This window comes from Chryseobacterium artocarpi, assembly GCF_001684975.1.
Taxonomy (GTDB): domain Bacteria; phylum Bacteroidota; class Bacteroidia; order Flavobacteriales; family Weeksellaceae; genus Chryseobacterium; species Chryseobacterium artocarpi.
This window is the reverse complement of record NZ_MAYH01000012.1, coordinates 169,316-191,102: the sequence shown is the minus strand read 5'-3', so window position 1 is coordinate 191,102 and position 21,787 is coordinate 169,316. Positions and strand designations below refer to the sequence as shown.

The following is a 21,787-nucleotide window of genomic DNA, read 5'->3' as shown; positions in this document are numbered from 1 at the left end:
TGTAAAAGCCTGTAAGGTTCATGAAAACTTTTTTCATACGGCAGGGGCAGTAGCTCAGATGGTAGAGCAACAAAATTACTTTTCGCTACAGGCAAATAAAGTTCCTATGAATCCCAATTGTGTGTCACAGGTTCGAGCCCTGTCTGCTCCTCAATAAAATTTCAGGCAAAGAAAGTTCCTATATGTTAGAAATACTTTCCGCCTTTTTTACAAATTATAAGGCAAAGGGAGTTCCTATATTTTTTGGATAAATTACTCCCCGCTTTTATAAAATTATAGGTAAAAGGAGTTCCTATAACACTTCACTTTTAATGAACATACTCCTCACTTATTTTTTTAAAATTAAAACAATGAAAACATTACAATTATTCAATGCTGTATTGGCTAAGGAATCAGATTCAGAGCCATTTATTTCTAACGACGGTTTTATTATTGAACCTCATGCAGTTTGGGCAAAAAAGGAGATTATTTCCTATTATTCAAAAGAAAAACTGAAGGGAAATGATTTAAATAAAACATTCCATAAATCTTGGGACAAAATAAAAAGCACTTCCAGATTTGATTTGTTTCTTGAGCAGATTCAACATTATATTTCAACCTATGGAAGTGACTTCCAGAGTGAGATCTATATTCCTAAAGAAATATTGAATGTTCCTGATACAAAGCTGATCTTTAAAGTCATAAAAGCTTATACAGTAGAAGAAATGCAGGAAAAATGTCTTTCTCTATTGAAGTCGGGAATTGCTTTGAAAGAAGAAACGATTGATGATTTGCTGTATATTCTGCATACGGAACTGGAATATGATTTTACAGGAAAAGAAAATATAAGAAATAAGGAAGCCATTATAAAAATAGCTGATCGATACGATATTTATCCTGAAAACCCTGTTGAATTTTTCCGTTATGTGATCTATAAGACCACCCAAACGACGCTATTAATCAAAAATGATGAATTGATTGGTTTAATTAAGCAAAGTAATTTTAACCCAACTTATCTGTTTGAAAGCTTTGGTATGGAAAAGCTGGCAGAGATTTTCAACAGATTTAAGCCATTATTCCTTGCTTATAAAAACAGAGCACCAAAAACGATTAATAAAATCTCAAAGTTGTCTAAAGTATATCATAAACCATTAATTTCTAATCCATTGAACGATGCCACCAACACCTTGCTGGAAAACAGCGATTGGCATTGGCTGGAAAATGCGACACCGTTTGCGTTATTCAAAGCATTATCAGCGTGTTACTCAAGAATGTATGGACAGGATACTTTTGTGTACAGAATCAGAAACGGAAAATCGTGGGTTAAAAAAGGTAAGGAAACCTATGTGAACCAGTTCAATTATGAATTTATTTTGGATTTCCTGAAGCTGAAGTATGAAAATATTTCCGGAAAGAAATTCTATTTCCCTGAGAATATAGAGTTTGCCCTTCCAACTTCTGAAAAAATGTTTGTTGGAAATATTCCTACCGGAACCCGTTTTTATGGAGAGAAACTAGCCGTTGGTATCTATTGGGAAGATAAATGGGGCGCTCGTGACCTTGATCTTTCAGGACTGAATATCGCTGGAAAAATAGGTTGGAATGCCGCTTATAATTATGCTGAAGGACAATTGATGTATTCCGGAGATATGACTTCTGCGCCTAACGGTGCTGTTGAATATCTTTATGCCAATAAAGGGCTAAGCACTCCAACGCTTGTCATGAACAACGTCTTCAGCGGAGATGTCAACTGTGGATATAAAATCGTTATCGGAAAAGGAGATAATATTTCCTATGATTATATGATGAATCCTAACAACCTCCTTGCCGAAGCCAGATGTAATTCTGTACAGAAGCAAATGATTCTGGGAATGCTGCTGCCTAAAAACGAAAAACAGTGTTTTGTACTGTTGAATTTCGGAGCGGGTCATTCTCATGTTTCAGGAAATACGGAAGTATCTGTAATGGCAACAAGTGCATTGTATCAGCAATGGTATGAAGCAATGTCCTTCAATGAGCTTATTAAAGAGCTGGGTGCAGAGATTACAACAGAAAAAGCGGAAGCTGATTTTGATTTTTCTCTGGAAACGCTGGAAAAAGATAGCTTTATTAAAATTTTTAAATAAATATTTTCAAAAGCCATGTGATTTTATCATGTGGCTTTTTTAATACTTAGTTAATATCATTTTGATCTTTAAATATAAAAAATAATGAAATAGATTCCCACGGAATGACAAAGTGTATTGATAAATAAAGCGTAGTATCTGTGCGATTTATGTGATCTGTGGGAACATTTTATTCCCATAGGTTTTACGGATTTTTTACTCTCGCAGATTGAGCAGATAATGCAGATTTCTTTTTAGATTAAATGATTATTATCCATTTACTTTTTTGATGGAAAAATAGTCTTCTTTCGCTTCAATAATGACTTTCTTTCCATAATCAATCTGAATGTTGAACATATTTTCTAATGGAAACTTCAACACTGATTGTAGAATTAAACGGATTACTCCGGCATGAGCAATAATCAGAACTTTTCTAACATCTTTTTTAGTAATTAATTCATTCCAAAAATTAAGGACACGGCTCTGCATTTCAAGGAGATTTTCTCCGCCTGAAGGTTTTATATGAATAAAATCTTTGTACCAGGGATTAATTTCTTCTTCCGGAATTTCTGTCCATTTTATTAACTCCCAGTTTCCGAAATTCATTTCCCGAAGTCTTTCATCAGTTGAATACTTCAATTTAAAATGTTCAGCCAAAAGACAACAACGCTGTGCCGGGCTTGAAACGATATAATCAAAATCGGCATCCAGATTTATAGCTTTAAAATCTTCCTGATACTCTTTTCGTAAAGGCATTTCTGCAAACCCATAACACAGATTTTCAGGATTCTCTACGGCTGTATGTCTTATCAGATGAATTTCCATACGATCATTGTTCCAAGGTAAAACAAAACTTCACAAACCTGCTGTACAGCTCCGAGACAATCTCCTGTATAGCCTCCGATATGTTTTTTAAAATACCATCCCATACAGATTTTCCCTAAATAAGCAAGGGCAAAAGCACCAATCAGACGCCAATCAGGAATTAAAGCAAAAGAAATCAGAACACTGATAAAACCTATGACAAGAGCCATTCCATCCAAGGGTTTATTGGCTAAAGGTTTTGATTTGCTTACATCAATATCCGTCACATACTGATGGGTATAGATCATCGTTCCTGAAATAAAACGACTTACCGTGTGAGCAAGAATAACAATGGTTAACGTTTTCCATAGATCAACTGTTCCTAATGCCTGAATACTAAAGAATTTTAAGACAAACAATAAAATAATCCCTATGGTACCATACGCTCCTACTCTACTGTCTTTCATGATAGTGAGGATCTTTTCTTTTCCATATCCACCTCCAAAACTATCACACATATCTGTAAAACCATCCTCATGAAAAGCTCCGGTAAGCAAAACACTCCCGATCATCATAAGCACAATTCCTATTTCCAGATTAAAAAGCTGTGTGGAAAAATAGAGAATGGCAGCATTAATCACACCCACCAAAAACCCGATCCATGAAAAATACTTCTGCGATTTATTCATAATCTCACCGGAATACGGAATGGTAAACGGAACCGGAATTCTGGTAAAGAACATCAGTGCCGTTGCAAAGTAGATCAGTTCATTTTTTATAGTCTTCATTTATTCTTTATTTGAAACCTGAGCGTCTTCAAAACTGGACATTTCGTTCAGGAAATTAACTGCACTTTGGATAATCGGGTATGCTAAGGCACAGCCTGTTCCTTCTCCCAAACGTAGATTAAGATTTAACAGAGCTTTCTGTCCCAACAATTCAAGCAGCTGAAGGTGAGCATTTTCGTCACTTACATGGCAGAATATAGAATTTTTAAGGATTTCAGGGTTCTTTTTCCATGCAGTAGCCAATGCAACGGTTGCAATAAATCCGTCTACCATGATCAGCATATTCTGACGGTAAGCTTCTTCCATCGCACCGATCATCTGGGCAATTTCCAAACCTCCAAAAGTTTGGGCAACCTCATCAGGAGTGGTTACATTAGGATATTTCTCTATTGCAACTGATAAAATATTGATTTTATTCTGCAGCTGATCATCATTTAAACCTGTACCACGTCCAATGCAGCTTATAATAGGAAAATTAAACAGTTTGCTCATCATCAGTGAAGAAGCAGAAGTATTTCCGATTCCCATTTCTCCGAAACCGATAATATTACAACCAGTTTCTGCAATCTCTGTCACTACGGATCTTCCGTTATCTAAAGCCTGCTGATATTCTTCTGAAGTCATTGCTGGTTCTTCCAGAATATTACGACTTGATTTTCTGACTTTTTTATCTATTAATTTTAATCCTTCAGGGAAATCAAAATTGACACCGGCATCAACGATCTTAATATTAATTCCCTGTTGTCTGCAAAATACATTGATTGCTGCTCCGCCACCCAGAAAATTCATCACCATCTGATACGTCACTTCCTGCGGATAGGCACTTACTCCTGCAGTAGCAATTCCGTGATCGGCAGCAAAAACGACCATGTGAGGATTGCATAGTTGAGGAGAAGTCGTATTTTGAACCATTCCTATTTTGTGAGCTAGATGTTCCAGATGTCCTAATGCGCCAAGAGGTTTGGTTTTAAAATCAATTTTATGCTGTAATTCTGTTGTCAACATGGATATAAAGTAGTTATGTTAAATAGAGAAAGTGCAATATTAGTGAAATAAGGAGTATTATGAGCAATGTTTGTACAATGGATGGAGAGAAAATAGATCATAGGCGAAGAGATGAGAGACAAGAAAGGTTGAAAAAGAATATCGGAGTCAATATTGAAAAGTTGACAACATTAAACCTTATACCTCGAAAGTTTTCATCTCCTATCACGAATCAAAAAAACTCTACGTAAGTACATTGCGCACAACATCTCTTACTTTGCACTATAAAATTGAAAACAATGACACCAAAAATATTAGAAAAGATAAAAGAAGTGGAAGCTACGCGCGGTGTAGAAGTACTTCTTGCTGTTGAATCCGGAAGCAGAGCTTGGGGTTTTGCATCGCCTGACAGCGATTATGACATACGTTTTATATACCGCCATGAAAAAGACTGGTATCTTTCACCTTGGGATAAAGATGAAACAATAGAATTTATGACGGAAGATGATCTGGATGGTTCCGGATGGGATCTCCGAAAGACTTTTCATCTTCTGCTCAAATCAAATGCAGCTTTATTAAGCTGGTTCTACTCTCCTATCGTTTATAATGAAAATACAAAGTTTGTAGAGCTTTTCAGACCATTAGCTGATGCCTGTTTTTCACCGGTAGCGGTTTCCTATCATTATTTAAGTATGAGTAAAAAATACCTGGAAGCCTGCAGAGCTGATGAAGTAAAATTAAAAAGTTATTTTTATTGTCTGAGAACTGCATTAACCGGAAAATGGATCATAGAAAAAGGAACGGTACCACCGGTATTGTTTAGCGAGTTGCTTGTTTTAGTGAACAATGAAACCAGAACAAAAATAGAAGAACTTATAGCCTTAAAAGCCACCAAAGGAGAAGCCTATTATCACCCGAATGATTGGGAGTTGTTTGAGTTTTTGGAAAAGACTATAGCTTATAATGAGGAAAAATCGAAGAGTTTGAGAAGTGGAAATGCGAATAAAAAAGATATGGAGAGGGTTTTTAGGGAGATATTAAAACTTTAAAGAAGAATGATGAACATATTTAATTTTTTCAAAAAAAAGAAACTCAGGCCACTCAAAAAGTGGTTGAGAAAATAATTTCTAAAGAGAAAGAAAAAGTACATCCTTTTATTGAAAGGTGTGAATATCTAAAAAATGAGTACGGATTGATAATCCCTGATGTTTATAAAGATTTCTTCACCAAAAATCAAATTTCTAAGGATCAAGTTCATTACAGAATTTTTTGGGAAGAAATTAATTATGATGACTTTGAATTTGTCTTTTATACAGAAAACTTTGTGAAGTATATTATGAAAAGATTTGATGAAAAGTTTGGAAGCAATGCAGATTGGAAAGTTCTTCAGAATATGCTGGAAGAAGCCGAATTGGAATATAAACGTAAAAAGAATAGCTTTGAGGCTGAAAATATTGACCTGTCATTTATTGATCAATGCTATGAAGAACGAGGACGAAACAAGGAAGACCTCATCATTACCCTGAATGTTTATGCAGATTGTGGTGGTGGTGAATATCTCATTATGACCAGTGATAAAAAGGGGTATTCCGGAGGGTGTTATCATGGTATGACAGCAGATATTGAATATAATAACAACATCATAAGTTATCGTATTTTAGAAAACTATACACCTATCAGTGATCGTATTCGGGAAATAGGTCAATATTCAAATCAATAAAAAATAAAACTCATGAATCTGCAATGGAAAATACAACACATCCGTTTGAAGAAAGATGTAAACTATTAAAGGAAGAGATAGGACTTGAAGTCCCTTTATTAGTGATAGAAACTTTCAAAAGATATGATCTTCCTAAAAACAATTATTTCTACAGTATTTTCTGGCATGTGGATAATGATAGTTTTATCATTTTCTATACAGAGCCCTTTATTGAATTAGTTGTGACCCGATACAAAGAAATTCATGGTCAGAATGCTGATTTGGCTAAATTATCAGAACAGCTTGATGACGCTGTGTATGAATATCGTATCAAAGAAAATTGTTTTGACAGAACGAATCCTGATTTTGAGTTCATCAACAAATGTTATGAAGAGTTCAAAAAAACGGGTGAAGAACTCATCATTACCATGGATCTGGGTGATCATGATAATCTCGTTATCAATAAAGAAGAAAAAGGCAATATAGGCTATAATTTATCAACTTATAAAACAACAACAGGAATACAATACAAATATCTTACACATTTTAAGCCTTTACCGGAGCTTATCAGGGGATCTTTTGGTTGGCAGGAAAAAATACTATAAAAAATACTTTTTAATAATTATATGACCATCCAAGACCTCAAAAACAAAAACCTACTCCTCTTCGAAGCCATCTCAGGTAGCCGCGCTTTCGGGCTTGCCACTGAAACTTCAGATACGGACATCCGTGGAGTTTATTATCTGCCGAAGGAAGATTTCTTTGGGCTGAACTACATTCCGCAAATTTCCAATGAGACGAATGATATTACTTATTATGAAATCGGGAGGTTTGTGGAGTTGTTACAAAAGAATAATCCTAATATTCTGGAGGTTTTAGCAAGTCCTGAGGATTGTATTCTGTACAAACATCCATTGATGGATCTGTTGAAACCAGAAGATTTTCTCTCCAAACTATGCAAGGATACTTTCGCCGGATATGCTGTTTCTCAGATTAAAAAGGCGAAAGGTCTTAATAAAAAGATTCTGAATCCCATGGATAAAGAAAGGAAGTCTATTCTTGATTTTTGCTTTATCCTTGAAGAGCAAGATTCTGTTTCATTGAAAAAGTGGTTGTTAGCAAAAAGAAAAGTTCAGGAAAAATGTGGATTAACAGGTATTGATCATACAAAGGGGATGTTTGCCTTATTTTATGATGATTCACAAACATTAGGATATAAAGGAATTATCCAGCATGAAGAAGCCAATCAGGTTTCTGTATCTTCTGTTCCAAAGGATGAAAAACCGGAAGCTTATCTGTTCTGCAATCTGGATGCCTACTCTACGTACTGCAAAGATTACAGGGAATACTGGAAATGGGTAGAAGAACGCAATGAAGACCGTTATAACGTTAACAAAACTCATGGACAGAACTATGACAGCAAAAATATGATGCACACCATCCGTTTGTTGCAATCCTGTGAACAGATTTTTAAAACAAAATCATTGCAGATTCAGGTAGAAAACCGGGAGGAATTACTGGATATCAAAGCTGGAAACTGGTCGTATGAATCAGTACTTCAAAAAGCTGAAGCTCTTATACAGTCCATTGAAAGTCAATACATAGAATCTAATCTCCCAGATTTTCCGGATCTGGAAAAAACAACAAAAATTCTGATTGAAATAAGAGAAAAACTATATGCATGAAACATTGATAATGAGTAATGAATAGTGGGAAACTACAACATTAGATTCCCACTCTAATACTCTCAAACCCATAATCCTCACTTCTTCGAAACTTTTGCCTTCGGATTATAATCAATACAGATTTTTATCCAGTATTCAAAATCATCCGCCTTTTGGAAGCCTATTGGTTCTACATAGCAATATCCTTTAAGCTGTTTTCCTTTCATGATCATCGGTAGAAATCCTTTCTTTTCCGAAACCTCATCTTCCAATTCAGGATCGTAGCGACACATCAGATTATCATGACTGATATTAATACACATCTTTCCGTTCACCAGAAAAGATAGTCCGCTGAACATTTTCTTCTCTTCAACCTCAATATTACCCTCAATGGAAAGCCGTTCACGCACCCGATCGGCAAGTTCTGTACTATAAGCCATGATTTCAAGTTTTTATCATTTAAAATTAATTAAAAAACGTTGATTATCACAACATTAATTTCACTTCATTAATACATCAGGGCTTTAATAAATAAAATTTCACTTAAATTAATTATTGTTTTACGATAATTAATTATACATTTGTAATACTAATTAATGATCGTGATATGAACCAGACCAAAATTATTTCAACAGTTTTATTCTATATCTGCTCCGTCTTATCGGGAGGATATTTAATAACCGCGGTATACTCTCTGTTCTGCCTTGCGACAGATTTTTCTGTGACGCCTTATAAAAACAGCAAATTCCTTCACATCAATTATCCGTTTACAGAACAGCCGTTCCTGAATATAGAAAACAATTATTCTTATATTATCTTTTCATTTATGCTGGTCTTATTTTCTTATGGAATCTTTTTCTGGCTCTCTGCAAAAGTTTTTAAGGTATTTTTTCAGCCAAAACTTTTTACCAAAGAACATATCGCTCAGCTTAAGAGATTTTACCTGTTTAATATTTTCACTCCGCTTCCCATAGTGATTATCGCGAGTTTCTTCGTGGAAGTAGAAAGTATGATCTGGGGACTGGTGTTTATTCACTTTATGCTTGGAATTTTCTGTCTGTTTCTTGCCAATATATTTAAGCAAGGACTACATTTGCAAAACGAACAAGATCTATTTATTTAAAATGCCAATTATAGTCAACTTAGATGTCATGCTAGCCAAACGAAAAATGCAGAGTAAAGAATTGGCAGAAAAACTGGGAATCACACCCGTCAATCTTTCAATCCTGAAAACCGGAAAAGCCAAAGGTGTGCGCTTTGACACTCTGGAAGCGATCTGCAAAATCCTGGAATGCCAACCGGGAGACATTCTGGAATACAAGGAATAAATATAGGAGATTCCGTAGTTTAAAATTCAAGATGTAACGTTTAGAATGTAAAGAGATCAATTCGGTCTCTCATCTCTTCGTCTATTATTTATCCTTCTTATTATTCAACACAAAAGTAATCCTCAACAGGATTGCCTCACTTTCTATTATCCAAACTCAACATTATGAACACCTTATCTATCAACAATCTTAACCTCACGTATAAAAATGGTTTTCAAGCCATTAACAACATTTCACTGGAAATAAAAAACGGGATGTTTGGGCTTTTAGGTCCGAATGGAGCCGGAAAATCTTCCCTGATGAAAACCATCGTAGGTTTGCAGAAACCCAGTTCGGGAAACATTTTTTTCAATGATATTGATATTGTCAAAAACCCTGAATTTATCAAGAAAAACTTAGGATTTCTCCCCCAAGATTTTGGAGTTTACCCTAAAATTTCAGCCTATGCCCTTCTTAACCATATCGGAGTATTGAAAGGCATTACAGATAATAGCCTCCGTAAAAAACAGATATTGAATCTGCTTGAAAAAGTTAACCTTTCAGATTTCCAAAACAAGGAAGTTCATACTTTCTCAGGAGGAATGAAGCAGCGTTTCGGGGTGGCTCAGGCATTATTGGGAGATCCTAAAATCATTATTGTAGATGAACCCACCGCTGGATTAGACCCCGAAGAGCGAAACCGTTTCAATATCCTGTTGAATGATATCAGTCAGGACGTTATTGTTATTCTTTCCACCCATTTGGTGGAAGACGTAAGAAACCTGTGCTCTGAAATTGCTGTGATGAATCATGGGCAAATCATCAGAAAAGGGGAACCTAAACAATTAATGGCTGAATTGGAAAATAAAATATGGTCCAAATCTTTAGATCAGAATGACCCGGAAAACTTTTACACCCAGTATGAAGTCATCAGCAGACAATTAATAGAAAGAAAACATCATATCACTGTCTTTTCTGAAGAAACTCCTAAAGATTTCATTCCTATAAACCCTTTACTGGAGCATTTTTACTTTTATTCTTTAACTCAAAACCCTTAGTCATGAACGCCATATTTTCTTTTGAAGTCAGACGCAATACCAAGCACTGGCTTATGTATCTTATTGCCTTAATTCTTGTATTTCTCGGTATTTTCTGTGGTAATCAGTTCAACCTTTCCGTGGGGGAAGGAATTTATCTGAACTCACCTTACACCATTGGATTCATGACCGGAATGCTGAGTCTTTCCATTATATTTTTTGCCACGATTTATGCTTTACAGATCTTATTTAAAGAGCAGGATTCAAAATTTGATACTGTTCTCTTCTCATATCCTATCTCAAAACAGACTTACCTGAAAGGAAAATTTGGAATCTATTTCCTACAGACATTTTTAAGTTTTGTCTTTCTGATGCTTGGCTTTATCATAGGACAGAACCTTCGTAACGGAAGTGAAATTCAGGCGGGATTCAATAGTATTCATTATCTCTATCCTTTGTGCATTTTCGGATTCATCAATACCTTTCTGGTGTGCAGTTTTCTTTTTCTACTCTCATTTACCCGCAGAAAAAAGCTATTGGTAGTGATTGGGGGATTGTTACTTTATGTTTTATACATGATCATTTTGCTATTCTCCAATTCACCTTTCATGGCTGGAAGCATACCTCAATCTTTAGAAATACAACAGATTTCAGCCATTTTAGATCCTTTTGGATTATCCTCTTACTTTATGGAGGCAAGATCACTTACTGCTAAGCAAAAAAATATACAGATTGTTTCCATCACAGGATATTTACTTTTTAACAGGATCATCTTCCTTCTTATATCTTCAGGACTTCTATTGCTTACTTTAAATCTATTTTCCTTTTCTGATATTTCAAAACAAAAAGCAAAGAAAACAATTGTCCTGACTGATTCTTTGTTTAAGATTTCACAAACGAAATACTCTACAGTTCAGTCTGATTATAGCACAAGCTCTTCCTTGAAATCAATACTATCATTTGCTAACATTGATCTGATATACCTCTTCAAAAGCATTACAGTTCCGGCTGTTTCTATTCTCCTGATCTTTGCGGTAGGGATGGAAATGTATGCCGAAATTGAAAAAGGAATTCGTCTTCCTCAGAAATATGCGAGCTCGGGGCTTCTTGCCACCACTATTTCAGAGAATTTTCACTTCATTGGGTTGATCATCGCAGCGTATTTTATTAATGATCTGTATTGGAGATCCCGTTCATCAGGTTTCATTCTGATTGAGAACAGCACTTTTTATTCAAAAAATAAATTAGCAGGACATTTCTTTTCCATAAGTATTTTATTGTTCTTTTTTACTGTCATTTTAATTATGGAAGGCATTATCTTTCAGGCTGCATATCAATATTTTCATATCGATTGGAATGCTTATCTCGCTGTTTTTCTTTTCAATACTTTTCCGCTCATCTTATTTTCCGGATTCATTTTGTTGATCAACGATAGAATTCCTCACAAGTTTATTGCTCTGGGAATATCTGTTTTGTTTTTTTTCACCCTTGCAGGTCCTGCTTCCGGTAAACTTCTTCCCTATCCTCTTATCAGAATATTTTCAGATTTCAAAGGGACTTACAGTGATTTTAATGGGTATGGAATTTATGAAAAAGCATTTGCTCAAAGATTATTATTCGGAACGGGAATCATCGCTTCATTATGGATGTTAAATACTTTGATTAAGCTTAAAAAAGTTCACTTTAAACAATTACTTTTCATCATTATTTTGTGTATTTCAGGAATCGTTGCAGGAAGTTATTTTATGAAAGGCTATCTTCCTAAAGATCCAGAGAAAGAGATTCAGAGTTCCGTTCAGTATGAAAAGAATTTCCGAAAATATGAAAATCTCCCACAACCTGATATTACGGATGTCACCACTGAAATAAAGCTCTATCCATCGGCAAATTCTTATGAAATTACCGGAAAATACATCTTAAAAAATCAAACCGAGAAATCCATTGATAAAATACTGATCAATTTTAATACTGATCTGAGTTTCGAAGAAGCAATATTTAAATCTGAGACTGAAACCATACATATAGATCAAAATACTTCCGAAATATCATTAAAAAAAGTATTACCGTCTAATGCCACAGCTTCCCTGGAATTTAAAATCTCCTATAAATGGTTTGCAGTAAACGGACATCAGTCATTTAATGCCATCGTTGAAAATGGTTCCTTTATGAGGATTAGTAGGTATTATCCAACCATCGGTTATCAAAAGGATTTTGAAATTCAGGATCAGCATATAAGAGACCAGTACAAACTTGGAAAATTAACTGAAATTTTAAAACCGGAAGCTCCGGAAGTGTCTAAAAAAGACTTTATCAATCTCAACATGATTGTTTCTACTGAAAAAGAGCAGACCGCTATAGGAACCGGTGATCTGGTAAAATCATGGACGTCATCAGACCGAAATTATTTTCAATATAAATCAGAGAACATTCCTTTTCGTTTTGCCGTGTCTTCAGCAGAATATCAGGTAAAAAGTATTGATTACAAAGGAATAACCGTAAATATTTTCTATCACAAAAAGCATTTTGAGAATGTGAATCATCTTCTTGAAAATACCAAACATACACTGGATTATTGTCAACAGAATTTTGGAAAATATCCTTTTAAAATAATCAATTTTGCTGAAATATCTTCGTTTACCAGAGGCTTTGCTGCCACCGCCTACCCTTCTGTCATTTTTATGCCTGAGGATATGGTTTTTCACGCCAATATTCATGCAGATCAAAAACAGGATGTGATTAATGAACTTGCCGGACATGAGCTCTCCCATCTTTGGTGGGGAAACAGCCAGATCAATCCGGATAACAGAGAGGGTGCGGTAATGCTCACCGAAACTCTTGCCATGTATACAGAAATGATGCTTTATAAAAAGATGCATGGAAAAGCAAAAATGATGGAAAGAATAAAGGTTCACCAACAGATTTACGACAATGAGAAAGGATTATTTGAAGACCTTCCCATCTACAGAGCCACAGGAGATGTTCCTCATATTTCTTATTCCAAAGGCGCTGTGGCAATGGTTCAATTAAGTGATTTAGTAGGCGAAAATAAGGTAAATACAGCATTGAAGAACTTCCTGAACAATAATCAATATCCCAAGAAACCATCTTCAATGGATCTGTTGTATGAGTTTTATAAAATTGCTCCCAATGAGCATATCAAAAAACAGATCGATCAATTATTTAAAGAAAAGTAATCTTATTTTATTTGAACCTAATGCCTTTCAATACAGGAAAAATGAGTGATCATATTCACAGTTTATGATTTATTGTTAAAAATATTTTCAGAAAGATGTAACAAAATAAAATTGTGATCAACAAATTAATTGACATATCAATAATTGATAAGTCATCATATCTGAAAGTATGGAAAAATTAAATTCAATTATATTCTACAACATAGACAAAGCTATAAGAGCCTACAGAAACTATGCACAACGCCAGCTGAAAGCACATGGGTTTACCATAACGATTGATCAGTGGCTCATCATCAAAGCGATTCTGGAAAACCCGGGAATTACCCAGAATGAAATTGGTGATCTTGTTTTTAAGGACAATGCGTCTGTGACGAGAATTATTGATTTAATGGTAAAATCTGAATATGTCACAAGACATGTTCATCCTGATGACCGCAGAAAAACAAATCTGGAAGTGACAGATTCCGGAAAAAAAGTAATCCGGGAGGTTCAGAATATCGTAGAACAGAACCGGGAAGTTGCTTTAAATGGGATCACAAAGGATGAACTCGAGGTCATGTATTCGGCTTTGCTTACTATTTCGGAAAACTGTCTTAACCCTAAAAAATAAAACACTATGACCAGAATATTTTCACTCATTTTTATCTGGATACTGATGTTCTTCAGCAATGTACTTTCAGCCCAGATACAGAGTTTCTCATTGTCCGGAAATATAAAATCCGACAAAGCAGAACAGATGGAAATCAACCTTTTGGATGCTGATAATAAATTAATTAAAACAGAAATTGCAGATTCCAATGGGAAATTTGGATTCAATGACCTGAAAGGCGGAACTTATCGTTTAAAAATTAACAGAAATGGCTCTGAAGTTTATCATTCTGAAACAATTTCAGTGGCTGATAATACAACACTTCCCTCCATTGATCTTAATGTAAAAGCTATTGAAGGAGTCACCATTACCAAAGCCAGACCAATGATCGAAAGGCAGGACGGTAAAATGATCATGAATGTAGAAAACAGCATTGCGAGTACCGGAAATTCAGCTTTTGAAGTATTGGAAAAGGCACCGGGCATCAATATTGACAACAATGATAATATCAGCCTTAGGGGGAAAAGTAATCTTCTGATCCAGATTGATGGTAAAAACACGCCAATGACAGGAAATGATCTTGCCAATTATCTCAAAGGAATTCCTTCGTCCACCATTGATAAGATAGAATTTATTACGAATCCTTCATCAAAGTATGATGCAGCAGGGTCTTCGATTATTAATATCAAACTTAAAAAAGAACAGAGAAAAGGGACAAACGGAAGCATTGCCACTTCATTGGGAATGGGAAAATATGTGAAAAATAATAATAGTTTCACGATCAATCACAGAAATAAAAAGATCAATATTTTCGGAAACTACAGCTATGCCTACAGGGAAGCGTATAACTGGCTGGTTCTGGACAGAAATTTCTTCAAGGATAATAATTTCGAGAAAGCTTACATTCAGGATAATTATCTGAAATTCAAATTCAATAATCATATCGCTAAAGCCGGAATGGATTATTATATGAATGATAAAAACGTTCTTGGATTTTCTGTAGGGCTTATTTCGAATTCATTCAACCTCAATGGTGATAATTCCAATACAACGCTTAACAGTGTTTACAAACCAGAAAGTACTTTTAATACTCAAAATGTATCGAATGACAAATGGACCAATGTTTCATTTAATGTAAATCATAAATACACTCTTGATTCTTTAGGTTCTGAAATCTCCACTGATTTTGATTATATCAACTACTCAAATTCTTCCCTACAAAATTTTGAAACCAGAACACACAAGATAAATGATGGCACAGATCAGCTTGATATTATGAAAGGTGATCTGGATGGAAAGCTGAATATCTATTCATTAAAATCTGACCTTACCAAAAATCTGAAAAATGATTGGAAGCTTGAAAGCGGAGTTAAAACCAGTTTTGTAAAAACGGATAATGATCTGAAGTTTTTCGATGTCAAAAATGAAGCTTTAGTTCCTGATCTTAGAAAGACCAATCATTTTATTTATGAGGAAAACATCAATGCTGTGTATGGAAATCTGTCTAAAAAGTGGGATAAATTTAAAGCTACAGCTGGTTTAAGGTTAGAAAACACAAACGTAAAAGGCACGCAGGTTACGACTAATCAGGTCAACAAACGAAATTATACTCAACTGTTTCCAAGTGCAGTATTATCTTACGATCTGACGGAAAAAAGCAATCTTGAAGTGAATCTAAGCAGAAGAATTACAAGACCCAGCTACAATCAATTGAATCCTTTTAAGCTTTATCTCGATCCTACCACCATGAGATCCGGAAACCCGGATCTGAATCCTCAGACAACTATGAATTATGAACTAACCTATAGTTTAAGTAACAAATATTTCGCAACATTAAGCTACAGCAAAACCTCAGACAATATTACAGATATTCTGAAACCGATTGTAGAAGATGGAGAAAATGTAACGGTACAGACCTTTGAAAACTTAAACTCTGCTTCTTATTTCGGGTTATATCTGATCGCTCCGATAAAGGTTACAAAATGGTGGGATATGAACAACAGTGCCAATTTCTACTACGGATCTTACACCGGAAATGTTTCGGGAACACAGATCAATAATAAAGGTAATTTCACTTTTAATATTAATAGCATCAATTCATTCAAACTTGGAAATGGTTTTACTGCAGAATTAACAGGAAATTACAAAGCGAGAGAAGTGTATGCATACTTGAATATGAGTCCTTTTTGGTCTCTGAATATCGGTGCACAAAAGAAGTTCAAGAATAACAGCGTACTGAAGTTTTCCTTCACGGATGTATTTTTTACAGGTAATATAAAAGGACAAACCAATTATACAGATTATATCGAAAACTTTGCCGTGAATAGAGATACTCGAGTAGTAACGTTTTCTTATACTTACAATTTCGGTTCTTCTAAAAACGGACAGCCAAGAAAAACCGGTGGCGCAGAAGATCTTAAACAGAGAATCGGAAGCTAGGTTTTATGCAGTTGCTAGAAAATACGAAGATGCATTTAAGGTATAGGATTATCTACGGTAAAATTGAATCCTGTTGATCTCTCGCGGATTTTGCAGATGACGCAGATCTTTTTAAATTGCTTTTAATCGCCACGAATACACGAATTATTTTATTTACAAATAAAACCTATGGCTTCTATTAGATTTAAAAATGGTATAATTTTCACCACATGGAATAAAGCTATTCGTGTATCCGTAGCAAAAGTAAAGCAGTATCCTTGCTGAGAATCTTTGATTCTATTGCGCCCTAAAAAAGTATTCTATTAAAAAAACTTTGCGTCTTTGCGTTTCTAACAAAAATTAAGCAATATAAAACAAAAAATCCCTCAAAATTGAGGGATTTCTTTTATATCTAAGAATAAATCTTATTAAGCTTCAGTAGAAGGTGTTTGATCTTCAGCTGGTTTTTCAGCTTGTGGCTTTTGTCCTTCTGGTCTTCTTTGCCCATCCGGTCTTCTTTGTCCGTCTGGTCTACCTTGACCTTCTGGTCTTTCAGGTCTTGGAGGTCTTGGTAAAAGAACTTTACGGGAAAGTTTCATTTTCTTACGGTCATCATAACCCATGAACTTCACTTCTACTTCATCACCTTCAGCATAAGGAACTTTGTCTAAACGAGCCCATTCAATTTCTGAAATGTGAAGAAGTCCTTCTGTTCCTTTAGCAATAGCTACGAATGCACCAAAGTCCATTACTTTCACTACTTTACCTTTGTAAACTTCACCTATCACCGGTACGAAAGTAATCTCATTAATTCTTGCAATAGCAGCATTGATTTTCTCTCTGTCTGTACCAGAAATTTCGATACGTCCGATTTCTCCCATCTCTTCGATAGCAATAACCGTTTCTGTATCTTTTTGTAATTGTTGGATAATTTTTCCACCAGGTCCGATTACAGCACCAATGAAATCTTTAGGGATTTCCATTACCACCATTTTCGGAGCGTGAGGTTTAACGTCTGCTCTTGGTGTAGAAATTGTTTCAGTGATCTTGTTAAGGATGTGTAATCTTCCGTCTTTAGCCTGCATCAAAGCTTTCTCCATGATGTCCATAGAAAGTCCCTGAATTTTGATATCCATCTGACAAGCTGTGATACCGTCTGCAGTACCTGTTACTTTAAAGTCCATATCTCCAAGGTGATCTTCATCTCCTAAGATATCAGAAAGTACAGTCCATTTTCCAGATTTTTTATCCGTGATCAATCCCATTGCAATACCAGATACTGGTTTTGTAATCTGAACTCCGGCATCCATCAATGCTAATGTACCAGCACAAACTGTTGCCATTGAAGATGAACCGTTAGATTCAAGGATATCAGAAACGATTCTGATTGTATATGGATTTTCTGCAGGGATTACTGCTGTTAATGCTCTTTGAGCTAAGTTTCCGTGTCCAACTTCTCTTCTTGAAGTACCTCTTAAAGGTCTTGCTTCACCTGTTGAGAATGGAGGGAAATTATAGTGTAGGAAGAATCTTTCGTCGTGCTGCGTAATTACGCTGTCGATCATGTTTGCATCTTTTACAGAACCTAAAGTTACAGCTGTTAAAGACTGAGTTTCACCTCTTGTAAAGATTGCAGAACCGTGTGCTCCCGGAAGGTAATCAATTTCTGACCAGATTGGACGGATTGTTTGTGGATCACGACCATCAAGACGGATGTTGTCTTCAAGGATCATCTGACGCATTGCTTCTTTCTCTACGTCATGGTAATATACTTTAACGAAAGGAGTTACTCTTGCTAATTCTTCTTCATTTTCAGCATATTGTGCTAAAAATTCCTCACGAATTGCTTTGAATTTATCTCCTCTTTCTTCTTTATTAGATGGAGTTCTTGCTACTTCATATACTTTGTCATAGCATTCTTTCCATACTTTTTCACGAATTTCTTCGTCGTGTTCTTCGTGGCTGTATTCTCTTTTAGGAAAAGCTTTACCTACTTTTGCAGCTAATCTTTCCTGAGCTTCGATCTGTTTCTTGATCTCTACGTGAGCGAAGTTGATTGCCTCAAGCATTTCCTGCTCAGTGATTTCCTTCATTTCACCTTCTACCATTACGATGGAGTCTTTAGTAGCTCCCACCATGATATCGATATCAGCTTTCAGTAAATTTTCATAGCTTGGGTTTACGGATAATTGTCCGTCAATTCTTACTACTCTCGCTTCAGACATTGGTCCGTCAAAAGGAATATCTGTGATTGCGATTGCTGCAGAAGCTGCAAGACCTGCTAGAGCCTCAGGCATTACTTCTTTATCGTAAGAAATTAATGAGATCATTACCTGTACTTCCGCGTGGAAATCTTCAGGGAAAAGCGGACGCAATACTCTGTCCACCAATCTCATTGTAAGCACTTCATCATCTGATGGTTTTGCTTCTCTACGGAAGAAATTCCCAGGAATTCTTCCACCTGCATAAAACTTTTCTCTATAATCTACCGTTAATGGTAAAAAGTCTACACCAGGATTTGCTTCTTTGTTGGCTACAACAGTTGCTAATAGCATTGTTCCACCACATTTCACTACTACAGATCCGTCAGCCTGCTTAGCCAGCTTCCCCGTTTCAATAGTGATTTCCCTTCCGTCTGCAAGGGTTACCGTTTCTATAAACGCTTGAGGTATACTCATAAATTTGCTTCTTTATACTCCGTATTGAGTATGATTAATATTTAAACTCTTTAAATTTTCGTATGCAAAGGTACTAATAATAATGATATATTAATTTTTTTCAATTACATAATAGGCTCTCAAAATACAAAATTTTGGCTATCAGTTTTATGAAAATTAAAAAAATTATGAAGAATAAGCTCAGCTTATTTATTTTTCAAAAAATATAACCCGATGATTTTCCACAATATTTCATTGAAAAATCACGTTGTTTTTGTATTATTGTCTCAAAAAATGAAAATAACATTTCAATATCATAAAAAGTATACACCTCATTATAAAAACCATTAAAATAATTGCAAAACCATAGGCTGATTCCTATATTTGCCCTGCTTCACAAAATAATAATGCTGTAGGCAAAAAAGTTAAGGTGTTATCCTTAATACAGATAAATAAATGTTTATGAATAAAGAAGTACAATCTCAAAGCAGGAATTATACGGTTCCATTGATTACCATCACCCTGCTGTTTTTTATGTGGGGATTCATCACCTGTATGAATGATATTCTGATCCCTTACCTGAAACAACTTTTTAAACTTACCTTTTTTGAATCCATGCTGGTACAGTTCTGTTTCTTCGGAGCGTACTTTATAGGATCCTTAATTTATTTTCTGATTTCCATTTCCAAAGGCGATCCTATCAACAAAGTAGGATACAAAAAAGGAATTTTATTTGGAATCGGTTTGGCAGCATTAGGATGTATTCTATTCTATCCGGCTGCTACATTCTCTTATTATCCTTTATTCCTCGGAGCCTTATTTATTTTAGGTCTGGGATTTACGGTTTTACAAATTACCGCCAACGCATATGTTTCATTGCTTGGTTCGGAAGATTCGGCATCCAGCCGACTGAATATGACTCAGGCTTTTAATGCTTTTGGAACCACAATTGCTCCGGTATTGGGAGGACATTTGATTTTTGAATTGTTTTCCGAACCAGACGGAACCTTCAGTGCAGTAGCAACAAGAATACCTTATTTAATCTTTGCAGCAATCCTTTTATTGGTAGGCTTACTAATTTCAAGAGTAAAGTTGCCTTCATTTCAAACGGAGACGGAAGAAAGTGTACAAGGTTGGGGCGCATTGAAATTCAATCATTTAAAATTCGGAGTTTTTGCTATGTTCTGCTATGTTGGAGGAGAAGTAGCCGTTGGAAGCTTTATCATCAGTTTCCTTGAAGAGACCATGAAATTCAATGAAGCGATCAGTAAAAACTACCTGTCATTATATTGGGGAGGTGCAATGATTGGGCGTTTCTTAGGAGCTATTTCATTAAATCATTCAATCAGTCAGGCTAAAAAGGCTATTTACATGCTAGGTGCAGCAACACTGGTTTTCTTAGTAATTTTCAGTATTGTAGATCTTAGCTTTGCACAAATCAGCTTCTTCCTTGTGTTCATATTACTGAATTTCGCAGCATTTTTTGTTGGAAAAGCAGCTCCTGCAAGAACACTTTCTATATTTGCAGCCATTAACGTTATTCTATTGATTTCCACAATGGTAAATCATGGTGAATTAGCAATGTACAGTGTTTTAGGAATCGGGATTTTCAATTCAATTATGTTCTCTAATATTTATACGCTGGCGATTTCAGGATTAGGAAAGTATACAAGCCAGGGATCTTCTTTAGTGGTTATGGCTATTCTTGGAGGTGCTATTGTTCCTATTTTCCAAGGGTATCTTGCAGATCAGTTTGGAGTACAGCATTCGTTTATTATTCCTGTATTCTGTTATCTGGTAATTCTAATTTTCGGTGCCTATTGTACTAAATACCTGGGGCATGTAGAAAGCACTGAAGCCAAATCAGGACATTAAATAATATACATATAATAACATAACAGGCTGTTTCATCTTTTTGAAACAGCCTATTTTTATGACTTCTTCCTATGCTCCTATGTGGTAACAAACAAAAAAATATTTTAAACCTCATAGATTACATAGAGCAATTACTAGATATTATCGCACATTATAAAACAGGCTGATTCTCTAAAACCTTATCGTCTAGTATTTTTTAGCCACGAATTCACGAATTATTCTATCCATCATAGCCTGTAACTTTATCTTGGAAATTACGACCTATTTTACAGATCTCTTAAATTTTCTATTCTGATGAACATCCAATTAAAACTCGAATATGCTGCCTTTTTAGCCCTTGGAATTCTAGCTTTTGCACATACAGAATACTCATGGTGGTGGTTTGCAGGATTATTCCTTGCTCCGGATATTTCTATGTTGGGATATACTGTTAATAATAAAGTAGGTGCATTTTGCTACAACCTGTTTCATCATTTTGGAGTGGCTGTCGCCGTTTATCTTATAGGAACAGCCTTATCGCTTCCCTATTTACAGATGGCTGGAGCTATTTTATTCTCCCACTCTGCTTTTGATAGAATATTAGGATATGGACTAAAATATCCGGATAGTTTCCAAAATACACATTTAGGAAAGATTGGAAAAAACAAAGAATAGCTGATTATCCCCACTAGAACTGATTTAGGTAAT

The 21,787-nt window shown here is 35.3% G+C and carries 19 protein-coding genes and 1 tRNA gene; 15 read left to right on the top strand and 5 right to left on the bottom strand.

What is annotated here, in order from left to right; all coding sequences use genetic code 11:
- The first annotated feature begins 43 nt into the window (after positions 1-43).
- A tRNA-OTHER gene (locus tag BBI01_RS22735) sits at positions 44-151 on the top strand.
- Between the two features lie 199 nt (positions 152-350).
- Positions 351-2,105, top strand: coding sequence for a hypothetical protein (locus BBI01_RS05435; RefSeq protein WP_065393663.1), 1,755 nt, complete (start codon positions 351-353; stop codon positions 2,103-2,105).
- Between the two features lie 249 nt (positions 2,106-2,354).
- On the opposite strand, the gene cobC is transcribed toward BBI01_RS05435, so the two are convergent.
- From cobC to cobT, 3 genes are read right to left on the bottom strand one after another with little or no spacing between them, the layout of a single operon-like run.
- Positions 2,355-2,909: an alpha-ribazole phosphatase family protein gene (cobC, locus tag BBI01_RS05430; protein WP_065393662.1), complete on the bottom strand. Its 555-nt coding sequence runs from the start codon at positions 2,907-2,909 to the stop codon at positions 2,355-2,357.
- Positions 2,894-3,676 (bottom strand): adenosylcobinamide-GDP ribazoletransferase, encoded by a 783-nt coding sequence (locus BBI01_RS05425; protein WP_083190016.1) that lies wholly within the window; start codon positions 3,674-3,676, stop codon positions 2,894-2,896. The genes cobC and BBI01_RS05425 overlap by 16 nt, the downstream gene beginning before the upstream one ends.
- Positions 3,677-4,681 carry a nicotinate-nucleotide--dimethylbenzimidazole phosphoribosyltransferase gene (cobT, locus tag BBI01_RS05420; protein WP_065393661.1) on the bottom strand — a complete coding sequence of 335 codons (1,005 nt, stop codon included), beginning with the start codon at positions 4,679-4,681 and terminating at the stop codon, positions 3,677-3,679. It abuts the gene before it with no gap.
- Positions 4,682-4,740: 59 nt separating this feature from the next.
- On the opposite strand from cobT, the gene BBI01_RS22730 reads away from it, so the two are divergent.
- From BBI01_RS22730 to BBI01_RS05400, 5 genes are read left to right on the top strand one after another with little or no spacing between them, the layout of a single operon-like run.
- Positions 4,741-4,911 (top strand): hypothetical protein, encoded by a 171-nt coding sequence (locus BBI01_RS22730; protein WP_165602224.1) that lies wholly within the window; start codon positions 4,741-4,743, stop codon positions 4,909-4,911.
- Positions 4,912-4,959: 48 nt separating this feature from the next.
- Positions 4,960-5,709 carry a nucleotidyltransferase domain-containing protein gene (locus BBI01_RS05415; protein ID WP_065393660.1) on the top strand — a complete coding sequence of 250 codons (750 nt, stop codon included), beginning with the start codon at positions 4,960-4,962 and terminating at the stop codon, positions 5,707-5,709.
- A gap of 59 nt (positions 5,710-5,768) precedes the next feature.
- Entirely contained in the window at positions 5,769-6,380 is a 612-nt protein-coding gene (locus BBI01_RS05410; RefSeq protein ID WP_065393659.1) for a hypothetical protein, read from the top strand.
- A 23-nt stretch (positions 6,381-6,403) separates the two neighbouring features.
- Complete coding sequence (locus BBI01_RS05405; RefSeq protein ID WP_065393658.1) at positions 6,404-6,964, top strand: hypothetical protein; 561 nt, start codon at positions 6,404-6,406, stop codon at positions 6,962-6,964.
- A gap of 21 nt (positions 6,965-6,985) precedes the next feature.
- Entirely contained in the window at positions 6,986-8,044 is a 1,059-nt protein-coding gene (locus tag BBI01_RS05400; protein ID WP_065393657.1) for a nucleotidyltransferase domain-containing protein, read from the top strand.
- Between the two features lie 77 nt (positions 8,045-8,121).
- Here BBI01_RS05400 and BBI01_RS05395 read toward each other — a convergent pair whose 3' ends face one another.
- On the bottom strand, positions 8,122-8,463 hold the full coding sequence (locus BBI01_RS05395) for a TfoX/Sxy family protein (protein WP_065393656.1): 342 nt from the start codon (positions 8,461-8,463) through the stop codon (positions 8,122-8,124).
- Positions 8,464-8,630: 167 nt separating this feature from the next.
- Between BBI01_RS05395 and BBI01_RS05390 the strand changes: the two genes are divergently transcribed.
- From BBI01_RS05390 to BBI01_RS05365, 6 genes are all read left to right on the top strand, one after another.
- Positions 8,631-9,146, top strand: coding sequence for a DUF2975 domain-containing protein (locus BBI01_RS05390; RefSeq protein WP_065393655.1), 516 nt, complete (start codon positions 8,631-8,633; stop codon positions 9,144-9,146).
- Between the two features lies 1 nt (position 9,147).
- On the top strand, positions 9,148-9,351 hold the full coding sequence (locus BBI01_RS05385) for a helix-turn-helix domain-containing protein (protein WP_045494476.1): 204 nt from the start codon (positions 9,148-9,150) through the stop codon (positions 9,349-9,351).
- A gap of 164 nt (positions 9,352-9,515) precedes the next feature.
- Positions 9,516-10,388 (top strand): ABC transporter ATP-binding protein, encoded by an 873-nt coding sequence (locus BBI01_RS05380; protein ID WP_065393654.1) that lies wholly within the window; start codon positions 9,516-9,518, stop codon positions 10,386-10,388.
- A 2-nt stretch (positions 10,389-10,390) separates the two neighbouring features.
- A complete protein-coding gene (locus BBI01_RS05375) occupies positions 10,391-13,561 on the top strand; it encodes an ABC transporter permease/M1 family aminopeptidase (protein WP_065393653.1) in 3,171 nt (1,056 codons plus the stop codon).
- 169 nt (positions 13,562-13,730) lie between these two features.
- A complete protein-coding gene (locus BBI01_RS05370; protein ID WP_065393652.1) occupies positions 13,731-14,171 on the top strand; it encodes a MarR family winged helix-turn-helix transcriptional regulator in 441 nt (146 codons plus the stop codon).
- Positions 14,172-14,177: 6 nt separating this feature from the next.
- Positions 14,178-16,589: a TonB-dependent receptor gene (locus BBI01_RS05365; RefSeq protein WP_083190015.1), complete on the top strand. Its 2,412-nt coding sequence runs from the start codon at positions 14,178-14,180 to the stop codon at positions 16,587-16,589.
- Positions 16,590-16,996: 407 nt separating this feature from the next.
- On the opposite strand, the gene BBI01_RS05360 is transcribed toward BBI01_RS05365, so the two are convergent.
- Complete coding sequence (locus BBI01_RS05360) at positions 16,997-19,246, bottom strand: polyribonucleotide nucleotidyltransferase (RefSeq protein WP_065393650.1); 2,250 nt, start codon at positions 19,244-19,246, stop codon at positions 16,997-16,999.
- Between the two features lie 441 nt (positions 19,247-19,687).
- Between BBI01_RS05360 and BBI01_RS05355 the strand changes: the two genes are divergently transcribed.
- Positions 19,688-21,100 carry a sugar MFS transporter gene (locus tag BBI01_RS05355; RefSeq protein WP_228393942.1) on the top strand — a complete coding sequence of 471 codons (1,413 nt, stop codon included), beginning with the start codon at positions 19,688-19,690 and terminating at the stop codon, positions 21,098-21,100.
- 294 nt (positions 21,101-21,394) lie between these two features.
- Positions 21,395-21,754, top strand: a complete 360-nt coding sequence (locus BBI01_RS05350) for a DUF4260 domain-containing protein (protein WP_065393648.1) — start codon at positions 21,395-21,397, stop codon at positions 21,752-21,754.
- Positions 21,755-21,787 lie beyond the last annotated feature (33 nt).

Bases quoted from the DNA above. Each gene is read 5' to 3' on its own strand.
- BBI01_RS05425 (WP_083190016.1), bottom strand. From the start codon at position 3,676: ATGAAGACTATAAAAAATGAACTGATCTACTTTGCAACGGCACTGATG.
- BBI01_RS05400 (WP_065393657.1), top strand. From the start codon at position 6,986: ATGACCATCCAAGACCTCAAAAACAAAAACCTACTCCTCTTCGAAGCC.
- BBI01_RS05405 (WP_065393658.1), top strand. From the start codon at position 6,404: ATGGAAAATACAACACATCCGTTTGAAGAAAGATGTAAACTATTAAAG.
- cobC (WP_065393662.1), bottom strand. From the start codon at position 2,909: ATGGAAATTCATCTGATAAGACATACAGCCGTAGAGAATCCTGAAAAT.
- BBI01_RS05365 (WP_083190015.1), top strand. From the start codon at position 14,178: ATGACCAGAATATTTTCACTCATTTTTATCTGGATACTGATGTTCTTC.
- BBI01_RS05385 (WP_045494476.1), top strand. From the start codon at position 9,148: ATGCCAATTATAGTCAACTTAGATGTCATGCTAGCCAAACGAAAAATG.
- BBI01_RS05360 (WP_065393650.1), bottom strand. From the start codon at position 19,246: ATGAGTATACCTCAAGCGTTTATAGAAACGGTAACCCTTGCAGACGGA.
- cobT (WP_065393661.1), bottom strand. From the start codon at position 4,681: ATGTTGACAACAGAATTACAGCATAAAATTGATTTTAAAACCAAACCT.
- BBI01_RS05375 (WP_065393653.1), top strand. From the start codon at position 10,391: ATGAACGCCATATTTTCTTTTGAAGTCAGACGCAATACCAAGCACTGG.
- BBI01_RS05395 (WP_065393656.1), bottom strand. From the start codon at position 8,463: ATGGCTTATAGTACAGAACTTGCCGATCGGGTGCGTGAACGGCTTTCC.
- BBI01_RS05380 (WP_065393654.1), top strand. From the start codon at position 9,516: ATGAACACCTTATCTATCAACAATCTTAACCTCACGTATAAAAATGGT.
- BBI01_RS05435 (WP_065393663.1), top strand. From the start codon at position 351: ATGAAAACATTACAATTATTCAATGCTGTATTGGCTAAGGAATCAGAT.
- BBI01_RS22730 (WP_165602224.1), top strand. From the start codon at position 4,741: ATGAGCAATGTTTGTACAATGGATGGAGAGAAAATAGATCATAGGCGA.
- BBI01_RS05350 (WP_065393648.1), top strand. From the start codon at position 21,395: ATGAACATCCAATTAAAACTCGAATATGCTGCCTTTTTAGCCCTTGGA.
- BBI01_RS05370 (WP_065393652.1), top strand. From the start codon at position 13,731: ATGGAAAAATTAAATTCAATTATATTCTACAACATAGACAAAGCTATA.
- BBI01_RS05390 (WP_065393655.1), top strand. From the start codon at position 8,631: ATGAACCAGACCAAAATTATTTCAACAGTTTTATTCTATATCTGCTCC.
- BBI01_RS05415 (WP_065393660.1), top strand. From the start codon at position 4,960: ATGACACCAAAAATATTAGAAAAGATAAAAGAAGTGGAAGCTACGCGC.
- BBI01_RS05355 (WP_228393942.1), top strand. From the start codon at position 19,688: ATGAATAAAGAAGTACAATCTCAAAGCAGGAATTATACGGTTCCATTG.